Here is a 15781-nt window from a genome sequence, read left to right as displayed (position 1 = left end):
AGTAGAAGAAAACAATCAGTAGGGTATTGGTGTGACGCGAATTACCACGCCCCCGGAGTCGGGACAACCGGCTCCGGGGAAGGACAGAACTCTGAAGGCCTCGTTTGCTGCGGTGACCGCACTGGTGGTGATCGCGGTTGTCGCAGCCGGATGGTTTGGCTTCGGGTGGGCGCGCGCTCTCTTCGTGGACAAGCCGATCGCCGACGCACGCGATTCCGCGTTGACAGGCGCCCAGCAGGCCGCGATCAACCTCAACTCGGTCGATTCGAAAGACCTCGACGGATCCTTCGAGAACATGAAGTCGTCGATCACGGGCGACAAGATGAACCAGGACCTCCAGGCGACGATGGACGGGTTCACCGACCAGATGCGTCAATCCGGTGCGACGAGCAAGGCCGAGCTGATCCAGGGCACACTCACGGAACTGAACACCGACGACGGCACCGCGAAGGCACTGGTCGTCGTGGCAGTCACCACCACGTGGCCCGACCGCTTCGACAAGGCCAAGGTGACGATGCGGATGGACGTCCTGGACGTGGACGGGGTCTGGAAGGCCTCGTCGGTCGAACCGGTGGGCGGGCGTATTCCGCTCGAGAGCGGACCGGTGCCCGCCGACGGCGCGGCTCCCGCCCCGGCCCCCACCGAACCGGCTCCCGCCGAGCAGGCGCCGGCCGAACAGGCCCCCGAAGGCGACAGCGGCGGTCAGTAGTCCTGATGTGCCGCGGCGGCATGTCGCTGCGGTGTCCACGTCGACGAAAGCTCGTCGTGCAATGAGAAAGTGGTGAACTATGCCCCCCAAGCGCCGAAACAACGTGCCGGACAGCGCTGCAAAGGGCAGGCGTCCGCGCGTGGCGGGGACCCGTCAGTCGACGCCGAAGCCGCCCCGACCGGAAACCCCGGTCGCTGAGACGGAGCCGGTGACGAAGCCGGAACCGGCGAAGAAGACGGAACCGGCGAAGAAGACGGAACCGGTGGCGAAGGCCGAAACCGAGACGGCGAAGACCTCCGGCACGGACACGACTGTGTCGTTGGCCAAGCCGGTGTCGACGGCGAAGGCCGCGTCCGCGGGGAAGGCGAAGGTTGCCAACCTTCAACCGCGCATCAGCAAGCAGCAGGCCCCCGCCGCCGAGACCGCGGCGGCCGACAGCGGGTCCAGTCGGATCACCTGGAAGCTCGTCGGGATCCTCGGAGCCGTGGCGGTGGTGCTCGGGGTCTTCGCGGTGGTCGCGGCTTTCAAGCCCGGCGCAGACATCACGAACACCGCCTGGGTCGACGAAGGCGGTACCGCCGAGGTGACCAAGGCGGGAACGGAGGCGATCGAGACGCTGTACACGTACAGCTATGAGAGCATCGATCAGGACTTCGAGAAGGCGCGCGGCTACCTCAACGACGCCAAGCGTGACGAATTCGACTCGACCGCCGGCACCACCAAAGAGGCCGCCATTCAGACCAAGACGGCCACCCAGGCCTCCGTCACCGACATCGGGGTCACGATGCTCGACGGCGACCGGGCCGAACTGCTCGCGCACATGAACGTCAGCGCCACCGGTGACGCCGTGGCTCAGGGCAGTGCTGCGACCCCGCTGTCGATCAAGATGGAGAAGATCGACGGCAAGTGGGTGCTGTCCGACATCTCCGACAGCGAGGGCTGATCCTGCCGCCCGGAAAGATTTGAGCTGGAACGGGATCCGTGCGCTCCGGACGGGTGAGTGCTGAATTGCCCTCTCCGGCAGAGTAAACCGATTCGCATCCGATCGTCTTCACGATTGGATGGGAATCTGTTGCTGCGGTGTCGGTTTCGGATGCTCTGGTGAACCGGGGGTAGGTGTTTTCCGTGCCAGGAATCCCGGCGCCCACCAGTTGGCCTCACCCATCAGCTTCACCAGGGCGGGCACCAGCATCATGCGGATGACGGTGGCGTCGATGAGCAGCGCGACGATCATGCCGAGCCCGATGAATCGCATCATCGTCAGTTCCGAGAGCGTGAACGCGCCGGTGACGACGATCAGCAACGCGGCGGCCGCAGTCACGATGCGCCCCGTATGTGCGGTGCCGATCCGCACGGCCTCCTCGGTCGACGCACCGTTGTCGTGGGCCTCGACCATCCGTGACATCAGGAAGATCTCGTAGTCGGTGGAGAGCCCGAACACCACCGCGATGATGAGGACGACCATCGTCGCGGGCAGCGGTCCCGGCGTCACGCCGAGAAATTCGGCCCCGTGACCATCCTCGAAGATCCACGTGAGCACGCCGAACGAGGCGGCGAGGCTCAGAGTGGCCATCGCGATCGCCTTCAGGGGCAGCACCACGGAACGGAACGCCAGCAGCATCAGCACGAAGGTGACGCCCACCATGATCCCGATCATCCACGGCAGTCCCGCGGCCATCGCGTCCAGTCCGTCGGCGGTGAGGGCGTTCAGCCCGCCCAGCATCTTCTCGGTGCCTTCCGGGGGCGGGAGGTCGCGCAGTGCGGCGGCCGTCGCCATGGCCCCCGTCGTGCGGTCGGCGTCGCCGAAGATGGCCCGGATGGCGACGAACGTGTCGGTGGCGCCGACCGGGACCACCCGCCGGACGCCGTCGACCGCGGCCGTCGCCCGGAAGAACTCCGCCGTGGCGGCCGGCGGCGGGGCCTTGCCGTCGCTGCCCTGCAGGACCAGCGTCGCCCCGTTGTTGGCGAGTGGAAAGTCGGTGGCGAGATCCTGGACGGCGAGTCGGAGCGGGTGAGCCGCGGGCAGTCCGGTGTGGTCGAGATCACCCAGTGATGCGCCTGTGAGGGGCGCGGCGAGCACGAGCAACCCCGCGACGATGGCCGTCGCGATCGGGACGGGCCGCCGCATGACGCGGGCGGCGACGCCGCCCCAGAACCGGTGCGCCCGGTCTTCGCCGCGTTCGACCACTCCCGGTCGCCACGTCAGCGAGTTGATGCGCGGCCCGAGCAGAGCGAGTGCCGCGGGCAGCGCCGACAGCGACAGCACGGCGGCGATCCCGATGGCTGCCATCCCGCCGTAGGCGAACGACCGGACGATGGCCTGGGGAAACACGAGCATGCCCACGAAACCGCACACGAGGAGGAGGGCGGAGAACCCCACGGTCCGGCCAGCCGTGGCGAGCGTCCGGCGGACGGCGTCGTCGGTGCGGGAGCCGGACCGCAGCTCCTCGCGGAACCGGGTCACGACGAACAATCCGTAGTCGATGGACATGCCGAGCCCGACGAGGCTCGCGATGTTCACCGAGAATGCGCTGACCTCGGTGAAGTACGAGATCACGCGCAGGGCGCCGAGGGCGCCGAGGATCGCGAGACCACCGACGCACAGCGGGACGGCTGCGCCGACGAGGCCGCCGAAGATGACGAGCAGAAGGAGCAGCAGAAGCGGGAATGACACCGCCTCGGCTCGCAGCAGATCACTTTCGGACACCTCGTTGAAGGCGTTGGCTGCCGCGCTGAAGCCGCTGAACTCCGCGTCAGCGCCGTCGATGACCAGCAGGGGTTCGAGAACGTGGTACGCCGCGATACGCGTGTTCTCGTCGCCGCTCAGCGACAGCACCACCAGTCCCTCGGTGCCGTCGGTGGACCGCAGAAACTCCTTCGCCTGCGGCGGCGCCGACCAGTACGACAGGGGAGTGTTGGCGAGCACTCCGGGGTCGATCTGCGCGAGGTGGGCGGCCACCTCGGGACCGAGATCCTCGATCGTCGCACCCGGACGTGCGTGGTAGGTGACCGCCAGATCGGGGGTCTGCCGTCCGAACGTCCCCTCGATCAGGCGCTCGACGGCCGCGGATTCGCTGCCCGGATCGGTGTACCCGCCGAGGCTCAGGCGGTCGAACACGCCCGATCCCCACGCCCCACCGAGCAGCACCAGCAGCACCGTGGCGGCCAGGACCAGCTTCGGACGGGCGACGACGAACGAACTCCAGCGCGTCACGGCTCTGCTTCCCTCGAGAAATCGACGGCGATCGCGTGCGCATATTGTTCACCGCCCGTCAGCGGCTGGGAAGGGGCGGCGTGAACTGTCCCGGGCCTCGCGAAACGACGCGACACGCCCCCTAACTCTTGACGCCGCGATGATCACGCGTCACTCTGATGCGTGAACATGCGCAGTGACGCGTGGCCAAGCGCCCGGCTGGGTGCTGTTTCGGGTGCCCGACTCGACATCTACTGAGTTTGGGTGTACTTTTGGACGTTGCGCTGGCTGCCTCCTGTCCACCCCTCGTCCGCACCGCTGCGAAGTGATTCACTCTTCAGCAACTGTGACGAGTTTCGTTCGGGTTGTGACCAGCGAAATTCGAAGCAGATACAGCGGCGGTCGCAACAGCAAGAGCGGCCCGCGTGAGGTGCTGGAAGGACGCATCTTGGCAGTCTCTAGCCAGACCAAGGCAGTTTCCGGAATCCCCGGAGCCCCGAAGAGGGTTTCGTTCGCAAAGATTCGCGAACCCCTCGAAGTTCCCGGGCTTCTTGATGTACAAACCGATTCGTTCGAGTGGTTGATCGGTGCGCAGAGCTGGCGCGAACGCGCCGCCGCTCGTGGCGACAGCGCAATCTCCGGAGGTCTCGAGGACATTCTCGCGGAGCTTTCTCCGATCGAGGATTTCTCGGGCTCGATGTCTCTGTCCTTCTCGGACCCGCGTTTCGACGAGGTGAAGGCCTCGACGGACGAGTGCAAAGACAAAGACATGACCTACGCGGCGCCGTTGTTCGTGACCGCGGAGTTCATCAACAACAACACCGGTGAGATCAAGAGCCAGACGGTCTTCATGGGCGACTTCCCGATGATGACCGACAAGGGCACGTTCATCATCAACGGCACCGAGCGTGTCGTGGTCTCGCAGCTGGTGCGTTCCCCCGGCGTCTACTTCGACCACTCCGTCGACAAGGGCACCGAAAAGGACCTGCACAGCGTCAAGGTCATCCCGGGCCGTGGTGCATGGCTCGAGTTCGACGTGGACAAGCGTGACACGGTCGGCGTCCGCATCGACCGCAAGCGCCGCCAGCCCGTCACCGTGCTGCTGAAGGCCCTCGGCTGGACCACCGAGCAGATCACCGAGCGCTTCGGCTTCTCGGAGATCCTCATGGCGACGCTCGAGAAGGACAACACCGCCGGCACCGACGAGGCGCTGCTCGACATCTACCGCAAGCTGCGTCCGGGCGAGCCGCCGACCAAGGAGAGCGCGCAGACGCTCCTGGAGAACCTGTTCTTCAAGGACAAGCGCTACGACTTGGCTCGCGTGGGTCGCTACAAGATCAACAAGAAGCTGGGCCTGAACCTCGGACAGCCGATCGTCGCGTCGACCCTCACCGAGGAAGACATCGTCGCCACCATCGAGTACCTGGTGCGCCTGCACGCCGGTGACACCGAGATGACCGCCCCCGGCGGCAGTGCGGTGCCCGTCGAGGTCGACGACATCGACCACTTCGGTAACCGTCGTCTGCGCACGGTCGGTGAGCTCATCCAGAACCAGATCCGCGTGGGCCTGTCCCGCATGGAGCGAGTGGTTCGTGAGCGCATGACCACCCAGGACGTCGAGGCGATCACGCCGCAGACGCTGATCAACATCCGGCCCGTCGTGGCTGCGATCAAGGAGTTCTTCGGAACCTCCCAGCTGTCGCAGTTCATGGACCAGAACAACCCGCTGTCGGGGCTGACGCACAAGCGTCGTCTGTCCGCCCTCGGCCCCGGTGGTCTGTCCCGTGAACGCGCCGGCCTCGAGGTGCGAGACGTTCACCCGTCGCACTATGGCCGCATGTGCCCGATCGAGACCCCTGAGGGTCCGAACATCGGTCTGATCGGTTCGCTGTCGGTGTACGCACGGGTCAACCCGTTCGGCTTCATCGAGACGCCGTACCGCAAGGTCGAGAACGGCCAGGTCACCGACCAGGTCGACTACCTGACCGCGGACGAAGAGGACCGCCACGTCGTCGCCCAGGCCAACTCGGCCCTCGACGCCAACGGTCACTTCACGGACGATCGCATTCTGGTCCGTCGTAAGGGTGGCGAGGTCGAGTTCGTCTCGTCCGCCGAGATCGACTACATGGACGTCTCGCCGCGACAGATGGTGTCCGTCGCGACCGCGATGATTCCGTTCCTCGAGCACGACGACGCCAACCGTGCCCTGATGGGTGCGAACATGCAGCGTCAGGCGGTGCCCCTCGTTCGCAGCGAGGCTCCGCTGGTCGGTACCGGCATGGAACTGCGTGCCGCCGTCGACGCGGGCGACGTCATCGTCACCGAGAAGACCGGTGTCGTGGAAGAGGTCTCCGCCGACTACGTCACGGTCATGGCCGACGACGGAAGCCGCAAGACCTACCGGATGCGCAAGTTCGCGCGTTCGAACCAGGGCACCTGCGCCAACCAGCGTCCGATCGTGGACGAGGGACAGCGTGTCGAGTTCGGACAGGTCCTCGCCGACGGCCCCTGCACCGAGAACGGTGAGATGGCGCTCGGCAAGAACCTGCTCGTCGCGATCATGCCGTGGGAAGGCCACAACTACGAGGACGCGATCATTCTGTCGCAGCGCCTCGTGGAAGAGGACGTCCTGACCTCGATCCACATCGAGGAGCACGAGATCGATGCCCGCGACACCAAGCTCGGTGCCGAGGAGATCACTCGCGACATCCCGAACGTCTCCGACGAGGTCCTCGCCGACCTCGACGAGCGCGGCATCATCCGTATCGGTGCCGAGGTTCGTGACGGTGACGTGCTGGTCGGAAAGGTCACGCCGAAGGGCGAGACCGAGCTGACCCCCGAGGAGCGCCTGCTGCGCGCCATCTTCGGTGAGAAGGCTCGCGAGGTTCGCGACACGTCGCTGAAGGTTCCCCACGGTGAGACCGGCAAGGTCATCGGCATTCGCGTGTTCTCGCGCGACGACGACGACGATCTGCCCCCCGGTGTCAACGAGCTGGTCCGCGTCTACGTGGCACAGAAGCGCAAGATCCAGGACGGCGACAAGCTCGCCGGCCGCCACGGCAACAAGGGCGTCATCGGCAAGATCCTCCCGCAGGAGGACATGCCGTTCCTGCCCGACGGCACTCCGGTCGACATCATTCTGAACACCCACGGTGTTCCGCGTCGTATGAACATCGGTCAGATCTTGGAGACCCACCTCGGGTGGATCGGCAAGACCGGCTGGAACGTTCAGATCGCCGGCGACGGCTCCCGTCCCGATTGGGCGGAGCAGCTGCCGGAGGAGATGCTGTCTGCACCTGCCGACTCCAACATCGCTACCCCGGTGTTCGACGGCGCCAAGGAAGACGAGCTCACCGGTCTCCTCGGTTCGACGCTGCCGAACCGCGACGGCGAGGTCATGGTCGCGTCCGACGGAAAGGCCACGTTGTTCGACGGCCGTTCCGGCGAGCCGTTCCCGTACCCGGTCTCGGTCGGCTACATGTACATCATCAAGCTGCACCACCTGGTCGACGACAAGATCCACGCTCGTTCGACCGGTCCGTACTCGATGATCACCCAGCAGCCGCTCGGCGGTAAGGCCCAGTTCGGTGGCCAGCGCTTCGGTGAGATGGAGTGCTGGGCGATGCAGGCCTACGGCGCGGCATACACGCTGCAGGAGCTGCTCACCATCAAGTCGGACGACGTGGTGGGTCGAGTCAAGGTGTACGAGGCCATCGTCAAGGGCGAGAACATCCCCGAGCCGGGCATCCCCGAGTCGTTCAAGGTGCTCCTGAAGGAGCTCCAGTCGCTCTGCCTCAACGTGGAGGTGCTGTCCTCGGACGGCGCGGCCATCGCGATGGCCGACGGCGACGACGAGGACCTGGAGCGGGCCGCAGCGAACCTGGGCATCAACTTGTCCCGGAACGAAGCGGCGACGGTCGACGACCTCGCGAACTAGGTTTCGGTCCCCGGGTCCTGAGAAATCAGGATCCGGGGGCGTAGTTCACATTTGAATTGGCAGTCAGGTATCGGCGGGTGACCGTTGATCCACAATCCCTCTGGGGAAAGGAAGTTACGTGCTCGACGTCAACTTCTTCGATGAACTCCGCATTGGCCTCGCCAGTGCAGAGGACATCCGCAATTGGTCCTACGGTGAGGTCAAGAAGCCGGAGACCATCAACTACCGCACCCTCAAGCCCGAGAAGGACGGCCTCTTCTGCGAGAAGATCTTCGGCCCCACCCGGGACTGGGAGTGCTACTGCGGTAAGTACAAGCGTGTCCGCTTCAAGGGCATCATTTGTGAGCGCTGCGGCGTCGAGGTGACCCGCGCCAAGGTTCGGCGTGAGCGTATGGGCCACATCGAACTGGCCGCCCCGGTCACGCACATCTGGTACTTCAAGGGCGTGCCCAGCCGTCTCGGCTACCTGCTCGACCTGGCGCCGAAGGATCTCGAGAAGATCATCTACTTCGCCGCGTACGTCATCGTCGGTGTCGACGAGGAACTGCGTCACAACGAGCTGTCCACTCTCGAAGCCGAGATGCAGGTCGAGAAGAAGTCCGTCGCGGATCAGCGTGACGCCGACCTCGAGGCCCGCGCTCAGAAGCTCGAAGCCGACATCGCCGAGCTGGAGGCAGAGGGCGCCAAGTCTGACGTCCGCCGCAAGGTCAAGGACGGCGGCGAGCGCGAAATGCGTCAGCTCCGTGACCGCGCGCAGCGCGAGCTGGATCGTCTCGACGAGATCTGGACCACGTTCACCAAGTTGAGTGTCAAGCAGCTCATCGTCGACGAACTGCTGTACCGCGAGCTCGTCGACCGCTACGGCGAGTACTTCACGGGCGCCATGGGTGCCGAGTCGATCCAGAAGCTCATGGAGAGCTTCGACATCGACGCCGAGGCCGAGAACCTCCGCGAGACCATCCGCAGCGGCAAGGGGCAGAAGAAGCTCCGCGCACTGAAGCGTCTCAAGGTCGTCGCAGCCTTCCAGGTCAACCAGAACTCGCCCATGGGCATGGTTCTGAACGCCGTCCCGGTGATCCCGCCGGAGCTGCGCCCGATGGTTCAGCTCGACGGTGGCCGCTTCGCCACCTCCGACCTGAACGACCTGTACCGCCGCGTGATCAACCGCAACAACCGCCTCAAGCGACTGATCGACCTCGGTGCCCCCGAGATCATCGTCAACAACGAGAAGCGGATGCTGCAGGAGTCCGTGGACGCGCTGTTCGACAACGGCCGTCGTGGCCGTCCCGTCACGGGTCCCGGTAACCGTCCGCTGAAGTCCCTGAGCGACCTGCTCAAGGGCAAGCAGGGTCGTTTCCGTCAGAACCTGCTCGGTAAGCGCGTCGACTACTCGGGTCGTTCCGTCATCGTCGTCGGCCCGCAGCTCAAGCTGCACCAGTGCGGTCTGCCGAAGCTGATGGCTCTCGAGCTGTTCAAGCCGTTCGTGATGAAGCGTCTGGTCGACCTGAACCACGCGCAGAACATCAAGTCCGCCAAGCGCATGGTGGAACGTCAGCGCGCACAGGTGTGGGACGTCCTCGAAGAGGTCATCGCCGAGCACCCGGTGCTGCTGAACCGTGCACCGACGCTGCACCGCCTGGGCATCCAGGCCTTCGAGCCGCAGCTGGTCGAAGGTAAGGCCATTCAGCTCCACCCGCTGGTGTGTGAGGCCTTCAACGCCGACTTCGACGGTGACCAGATGGCCGTGCACCTTCCGCTGTCCGCGGAGGCGCAGGCCGAGGCTCGCATCCTGATGCTGTCGTCGAACAACATCCTGTCGCCCGCGTCGGGTCGACCGCTCGCCATGCCCCGTCTGGACATGGTCACCGGTCTGTACCACCTGACCCGGTTGGACGAGGGTGCGATCGGCGAGCTCGAAGCGTCGACCAGCGAAGAGGCGGAGCAGGGCGTGTACTCCTCGCCTGCCGAGGCTCAGATGGCCGTCGATCGTGGCGCGCTCGTCGTGCAGGCGAAGATCAAGGTGCGGCTCACGCAGCAGCGCCCGCCCCGCGACATCGAGTCGGAGCTGTTCCCCGAAGGCTGGAACTACGGTGACGGCTGGACCGCGGAGACGACGCTGGGTCGCGTGCTCTTCAACGAGCTGCTGCCCGCGGACTACCCGTTCGTCAACGAGCAGATGCCGAAGAAGCGTCAGGCGACGATCATCAACGACCTCGCCGAGCGCTACCCCATGATCGTGGTCGCGCAGACCGTCGACAAGCTGAAGGACGCCGGTTTCTACTGGGCCACGCGTTCGGGTGTCACGGTCTCGATCTCCGACGTCCTCGTGCCGCCGGAGAAGGCTCAGATCATGGAGTCCTTCGAGGCTCAGGCCGACCAAATCGAGAAGAAGTACCAGCGTGGTGCTCTGAACAAGACCGAGCGCAACAGCGCCCTGGTCAAGATCTGGTCCGAGGCCACCGACGAGGTCGGTAAGGCCATGGAGGCCCACTTCCCCGACGACAACCCGATCCCGATGATCGTGAAGTCCGGCGCCGCCGGCAACATGACTCAGGTTCGGTCGCTCGCCGGTATGAAGGGTCTGGTGACCAACCCGAAGGGTGAGTTCATCCCGCGTCCGATCAAGTCTTCCTTCAAGGAAGGCCTGACCGTTCTCGAGTACTTCATCAACACGCACGGTGCCCGTAAGGGTCTGGCCGATACCGCGCTCCGCACCGCCGACTCGGGTTACCTGACCCGTCGTCTGGTGGACGTCTCGCAGGACGTCATCGTCCGCGAGGTCGACTGTGGAACCGAGCGCGGCATCGTCACCACGATCGCCGAGAAGCAGGCCGACGGCACGCTGATCCGCGACGCTCACGTGGAGACGAGCACGTACGCCCGCACCCTGGCCGCCGACGCGGTCGACGAGAACGGCAACGTCATCGTCGAGCGTGGACACGACCTGGGCGACCCGGCGATCGACGCGCTGCTCGAAGCAGGCATCACGCAGGTCAAGGTCCGCTCGGTGCTCACCTGCACCACCGGCACCGGTGTCTGCGCCACTTGCTACGGCCGCTCCATGGCCACCGGCAAGCTCGTCGACATCGGTGAGGCCGTCGGTATCGTCGCCGCACAGTCCATCGGTGAGCCCGGTACCCAGCTGACCATGCGTACGTTCCACCAGGGTGGTGTCGCCGGAGACGACATCACCGGTGGTCTGCCGCGTGTTCAGGAGCTGTTCGAGGCCCGCGTCCCCAAGGGCAAGGCCCCGATCGCCGACGTCAGTGGCCGCGTGCAGCTCGAGGACGGCGACCGCTTCTACAAGATCACCATCGTCCCGGACGACGGTGGCGAAGAGGTTGTCTACGACAAGCTCTCGAAGCGTCAGCGTCTGCGTGTCTTCAAGCACGACGACGGCACCGAACGCCTTCTGGCCGACGGTGACCACGTCGAGGTCGGTCAGCAGCTCATGGAAGGTGCTGCCGATCCGCACGAGGTGCTGCGTGTCATGGGCCCCCGTCAGGTGCAGATCCACCTCGTCAACGAGGTCCAGGAGGTGTACCGGAGCCAGGGTGTGTCGATCCACGACAAGCACATCGAGGTCATCGTGCGCCAGATGCTGCGTCGCGTGACGATCATCGACTCGGGCGCCACGGAGTTCCTGCCCGGTTCGCTGACCGAGCGTGCGGACTTCGAAGCGGCCAACCGCCGTGTCGTCGCCGAGGGTGGCGAGCCGGCAGCCGGACGTCCGGTGCTGATGGGTATCACCAAGGCATCGCTGGCGACCGACTCGTGGCTGTCCGCGGCGTCGTTCCAGGAGACCACTCGCGTGCTGACCGATGCGGCGATCAACTGCCGCTCGGACAAGCTGATCGGTCTGAAGGAAAACGTGATCATCGGAAAGCTGATCCCCGCCGGTACCGGTATCAACCGTTACCGCAACATCCAGGTTCAGCCGACCGAAGAAGCTCGCGCTGCTGCGTACGCGGTTCCGTCCTACGACGACCAGTACTACAGCCCGGACGGCTTCGGCCAGAACACCGGTGCCGCGGTGCCGCTGGACGATTACGGTTTCAGCAACGATTACCGGTAGGCGCTCCGCGCCCGTGAGCGGCTGACGAGTCCCAGGACTCGCCGGGCACTCACCAAGGACGAAGGCCCCACCCCTCTCTCTTCGGGGGTGGGGCCTTCATCTGTTTCCATGCCTTGTCGCCGGGTGTTCGCCGTTGCTAGCGTCGGATGATGGCCCGGTCGAGGTTCGCCATCGCGCTCCTACTCGCCGTCGTCGTGGGGGCCGCGACCTCCTGCACGGCCTCGGACACCCAGCAGAGCGAGGCGACGTCGTCGGCGGCGCCTGCCGCGTCCGCCGGTCCCGCGGTGCTCACTCCGGTGGTCGCGGATGTGGTGGCCGCACCGATCCCGGTGACGGGCAGCGACGGTCGCGTGCACCTGGTCTACGAACTGCGGCTGACGAACACCGGTTCGCAGCCGGCGACGATCACGTCGCTGCAGGTGAAGGGCGACGGCCGCACACTGGTGGATTTGAGCGGCGATGCGCTGACGCCCTGGTTCCAGGCACTCGGCGGAGGCCCGAAGACCGGCACCGTCCTCGCCCCCGGACAGCAGGGGCTGGTGTGGATCGACGCGACACTGAACAGTCCCGACGACGTGCCCACCAGTCTCGGCCACGTCGTGAACGTCAACTTTCCGCAGGCGACGTCACTCGTGCCGTCGCAGCTCGCCGAGAACGTGGCGGACACCGAAGTCGACACCCGCGACGCCGTCCGGATCCGCGCTCCCCTCGACGGTCCGCGGTGGCTCGACGGCACCGGCTGCTGCACGGTCACGTCCCACCGCGCGGCCGTGCTGCCGATCAACGGGCGGATGCTCACGGCCGAGCGCTTCGCGATCGACTTCGTCCAACTCGACGAGCAGGGACGCATCTACGTCGGCGACAAGACTCAGCTGTCGAGCTACGAGTACTACGGCGCACCGGTCCGTGCGGTGTCGGACGGCAAGGTGATCGCCGTCGTGGGCGACCTGTCCGAACAGGTTCCGGGTGCCAGTCCGCAGGGACTGCCCCTCGACCAGTACGGCGGAAACCACGTCGTCCAGGACATCGGGAACGGGCGGTACGCGTTCTACGCGCACCTGCAGCCCGGCAGCGTGGACGACATCAGCGTCGGCCAGGACCTGCGGGCGGGCGACCAGCTCGGGTTGCTGGGCAACAGCGGTAACACCGACGCACCGCATCTGCACTTCCATCTGATGGACGGGCCGGACTACCTGGCGTCGAACGGCATTCCGTTCGAGTTCGAGAACTTCGACCTCGACGGGCGGGTGACGGGGGAGAGCCTCGAAGCTGCTGCGACCGCCGGCGCCCCGGTGGTCGACGAGGCGGGAACGCAGACCGGATCGCGCACCGAGGAGATGCCGCTGTACCTCGATGTCGTGACGTTCCCGGGCAGTTAGCCGAGGAGCCCGCGCTCGACGAACCGGGTGAGTGCGGCGATGCCCGCATCGTCGTCGCCGTCCCACAGGCCGACGAAGGCGGTCGCCACCGCGGCGAGCAACTGGGCACTGACGTCGGGGCTCGCAGGGAGGGGTGCGCCGTCCGCGGAGAGTGTCGTGAGGAGTTCGGCCCACGGCTTCATCTGCTCGATCCCGAAGTCGTGCATCCGCTGCGCGAACTCGGGATCGACGAGGGCTGCGTCGCGGAGCGCGGCCATCACGGTGCGATGCCGCGACTGCAGTTGCCAGAACACGGCGAGATGCGGACCGAGGTTCCGCAGATCGTCGGGGGAGGTGGTGATGAGTGCATCCGCGTCGTCGCCGATGTCGTCCGCGAGCGCGAGGAGCAGCGCTTCCTTGCCGTCGAAATGGTTGTAGAACGAACCCGCCGCCTTGCCGGCCTCGGTCGTGATGTCGGTGATGGTGGCGTTCAGGTAACCCTTGCGTTCGAAGACCACTCTGGCTGCGTCGAGTAAGTCCCGGCGCGTCTGGGCGGCCTTCTCCTGTCGAGTGGTCACTGCGGTTTCCCATCTCCCTCGCCGCTGGTCTGCCCTCGCTCGAGCTGGTTCTCGTCCCGTGAAGACTATCCTCGACCACACCTGTCCGATATGCGTGGTTCGCTGAACGGAGACGAGATGTCCGAGAAGAAGATCGATCGCGTCAAGACGGAGTCGGCACTCGAAGTGCTGCGGGAAAGCCCCACGATCGCACTCATCACCGTGGCACCGGCACTGGTCGTCTTCGGGGTGGTCTGGTGGCTGTTCGGATTCTGGTCGGCCCTCGTGCTGGTCCTGATTCTGGGTGTCGTCGCCGTCGTCGGCCGGAAGCTGTTCTGAGGCCCCTACCGCGGGACGTGGAACGCGGCGAGTGACGCCGCACTCGACGTGAGTTCGTCCCAGTCGCACGGCACCGTGAGGACCGCGAGCGCGGACGTCGGGAACTTCTCCCGCATCAGGTCGGCTTCCCCGGTGTCGGGGTTGCCCGCCAGATCCAGTGCCGTCGACGGCATGCCGGGAACATGTCCGACCACGAGCAGCGTGCGCACCGACGGCTCGACCCGCACGATCTCCATGAGCACCTCGGACGGGTACGCGCCGTACAACTCGTCGGCGAACCGGGCGGGAGCGCCGACCCGGGTCGCCTCCAGCGTTTCCCGGGTGCGGCGAGCGGTCGAACACAGCACGGCGTCGATCGGCGGCTGCGTCGACCGCAGCCACTCACCGGCCAGACCCGCCTGCTTCCGTCCGCGCGGCGCCAACGGCCGCTCGTGATCCGCGACCCCCTCCGGGTACGCCGACTTGCCGTGGCGCATCAGGATCAGGGTGCGATTCCGCGAGGAGCTGTGCGAGGCCATGGCTAGACGCTAGCGCCCCACGCCGGCGCGTTCACTGTCGAGTTGGGCCATCTGCGCGGGCGCGTAGCGGTCCCCGGCGACTGCGGTGTCGGGAACCGCTGCGGCGATGGCGGCGAGGTCACCGGCGTCGAGGTGGACGTCGAGTGCGCCGAGGGTCTCCTCGAGCCGGGCGACGGTGCGCGCTCCGACGACGGGCACGATGTCGTCGCCCTGGGCGAGAACCCACGCGATCGCCAGCTGTGCGACGCTCACCCCGTGCTGCGCGGCCACGGCGGCGAGCGAGTCGACGAGGGTGAGGTTCTGCCGGAGGTTGTCGCCCTGGAACCGGGGGCTGTGTGCGCGGAAGTCGTCGGCCGCGAGGGTCTGATCGGTGCGCAGCGAGTCGCTGAGCAGACCCCGGGAAAGTACGCCGTAGGCCGTCACGCCGATCCCGAGTTCCCGGCAGAGCGGAAGGATCTCGGCCTCGATACCCCGCGAGATGAGCGAGTACTCGATCTGCAGGTCCACGATCGGGTGCACGGCCGCCGCGCGGCGCAGGGTCTCGGGGCCCACCTCGGACAGGCCGATGTGGCGCACGTAGCCGGCCTCGACGAGTTCGCCGATCGTTCCGACGGTGTCCTCGATCGGCACGTCGGGGTCGAGACGGGCGGGGCGGTAGATGTCGATGTAGTCGACGCCGAGACGCTGCAGCGAGTAGGCGAGGAAGTTCCGGATCGACTCGGGTCGCGTGTCCACTCCGGCCCACGTGCCGCCGGGGCCGCGCAGTCCGCCGAACTTGACGCTGAGGGTCACGTCCTCCCGTCGACGGCCGGCGAGGGCCTTGCCGATCAGGGACTCGTTGTGGCCCGATCCGTAGAAGTCCCCGGTGTCGACGAGATCGATCCCGGCTTCGAGCGCCGCGTGGATGGTGGCGATGGACTCCACGTCGTCGGTCCTGCCGTACATCCCGGACATGCCCATGGCGCCGAGGCCGAGCCGGCTGACGGTGGGACCGGTGGTTCCGAGTGCGGTGGTGCTGATCATGTTCTGCTCCGATTGTCGGTGTCTGTTCCGGACTGACACCAGCGTCGCCGTCGCCGGGAGCGGCAACCAGAG

10 protein-coding genes are annotated in these 15781 nt (G+C 66.2%); 6 read left to right on the top strand and 4 right to left on the bottom strand.

Annotated features, from left to right (window positions below):
* Window positions 1-112 precede the first annotated feature (112 nt).
* Both ACLIVD_RS28665 and ACLIVD_RS28660 read left to right on the top strand, forming a co-directional pair.
* Entirely contained in the window at window positions 113-709 is a 597-nt protein-coding gene (locus ACLIVD_RS28665; RefSeq protein ID WP_491932929.1) for a hypothetical protein, read from the top strand.
* Window positions 710-788: 79 nt separating this feature from the next.
* Window positions 789-1652, top strand: coding sequence for a hypothetical protein (locus tag ACLIVD_RS28660; RefSeq protein WP_317570098.1), 864 nt, complete (start codon window positions 789-791; stop codon window positions 1650-1652).
* Between the two features lie 108 nt (window positions 1653-1760).
* Here ACLIVD_RS28660 and ACLIVD_RS28655 read toward each other — a convergent pair whose 3' ends face one another.
* Window positions 1761-3923 (bottom strand): MMPL family transporter, encoded by a 2163-nt coding sequence (locus ACLIVD_RS28655; protein WP_491931040.1) that lies wholly within the window; start codon window positions 3921-3923, stop codon window positions 1761-1763.
* Window positions 3924-4332: 409 nt separating this feature from the next.
* Between ACLIVD_RS28655 and rpoB the strand changes: the two genes are divergently transcribed.
* The 3 genes from rpoB (at window position 4333) to ACLIVD_RS28640 (ending at window position 13293) form a co-directional block, all read left to right on the top strand.
* A complete protein-coding gene (gene rpoB, locus ACLIVD_RS28650) occupies window positions 4333-7839 on the top strand; it encodes a DNA-directed RNA polymerase subunit beta (RefSeq protein ID WP_011594854.1) in 3507 nt (1168 codons plus the stop codon).
* Between the two features lie 118 nt (window positions 7840-7957).
* A complete protein-coding gene (locus tag ACLIVD_RS28645) occupies window positions 7958-11914 on the top strand; it encodes a DNA-directed RNA polymerase subunit beta' (RefSeq protein ID WP_280779933.1) in 3957 nt (1318 codons plus the stop codon).
* Between the two features lie 146 nt (window positions 11915-12060).
* Window positions 12061-13293: a M23 family metallopeptidase gene (locus ACLIVD_RS28640; RefSeq protein ID WP_491931039.1), complete on the top strand. Its 1233-nt coding sequence runs from the start codon at window positions 12061-12063 to the stop codon at window positions 13291-13293.
* Here ACLIVD_RS28640 and ACLIVD_RS28635 read toward each other — a convergent pair.
* Window positions 13290-13850 carry a TetR/AcrR family transcriptional regulator gene (locus ACLIVD_RS28635; protein WP_491931038.1) on the bottom strand — a complete coding sequence of 187 codons (561 nt, stop codon included), beginning with the start codon at window positions 13848-13850 and terminating at the stop codon, window positions 13290-13292. The two genes, ACLIVD_RS28640 and ACLIVD_RS28635, sit on opposite strands and share 4 nt — an antisense overlap.
* Before the next feature lie 117 nt (window positions 13851-13967).
* Between ACLIVD_RS28635 and ACLIVD_RS28630 the strand changes: the two genes are divergently transcribed.
* Window positions 13968-14168 (top strand): hypothetical protein, encoded by a 201-nt coding sequence (locus ACLIVD_RS28630; protein WP_005258232.1) that lies wholly within the window; start codon window positions 13968-13970, stop codon window positions 14166-14168.
* Window positions 14169-14173: 5 nt separating this feature from the next.
* Here the strand turns inward: ACLIVD_RS28630 and ACLIVD_RS28625 are convergent, their stop codons facing one another.
* Window positions 14174-14686 carry a SixA phosphatase family protein gene (locus tag ACLIVD_RS28625; protein WP_280779936.1) on the bottom strand — a complete coding sequence of 171 codons (513 nt, stop codon included), beginning with the start codon at window positions 14684-14686 and terminating at the stop codon, window positions 14174-14176.
* A 9-nt stretch (window positions 14687-14695) separates the two neighbouring features.
* Window positions 14696-15709, bottom strand: a complete 1014-nt coding sequence (locus tag ACLIVD_RS28620) for an aldo/keto reductase (protein WP_280779937.1) — start codon at window positions 15707-15709, stop codon at window positions 14696-14698.
* Window positions 15710-15781 lie beyond the last annotated feature (72 nt).

Source organism: Rhodococcus sp. G6(2025) (assembly GCF_058628105.1).
The sequence above is the reverse complement of the archived record's forward strand: the minus strand, read 5'-3'. Positions and strand labels throughout refer to the sequence as shown.

Bases quoted from the DNA above. Each gene is read 5' to 3' on its own strand.
- ACLIVD_RS28660 (WP_317570098.1), top strand. From the start codon at position 789: ATGCCCCCCAAGCGCCGAAACAACGTGCCGGACAGCGCTGCAAAGGGC.
- ACLIVD_RS28630 (WP_005258232.1), top strand. From the start codon at position 13,968: ATGTCCGAGAAGAAGATCGATCGCGTCAAGACGGAGTCGGCACTCGAA.
- ACLIVD_RS28625 (WP_280779936.1), bottom strand. From the start codon at position 14,686: ATGGCCTCGCACAGCTCCTCGCGGAATCGCACCCTGATCCTGATGCGC.
- ACLIVD_RS28620 (WP_280779937.1), bottom strand. From the start codon at position 15,709: ATGATCAGCACCACCGCACTCGGAACCACCGGTCCCACCGTCAGCCGG.
- ACLIVD_RS28640 (WP_491931039.1), top strand. From the start codon at position 12,061: ATGATGGCCCGGTCGAGGTTCGCCATCGCGCTCCTACTCGCCGTCGTC.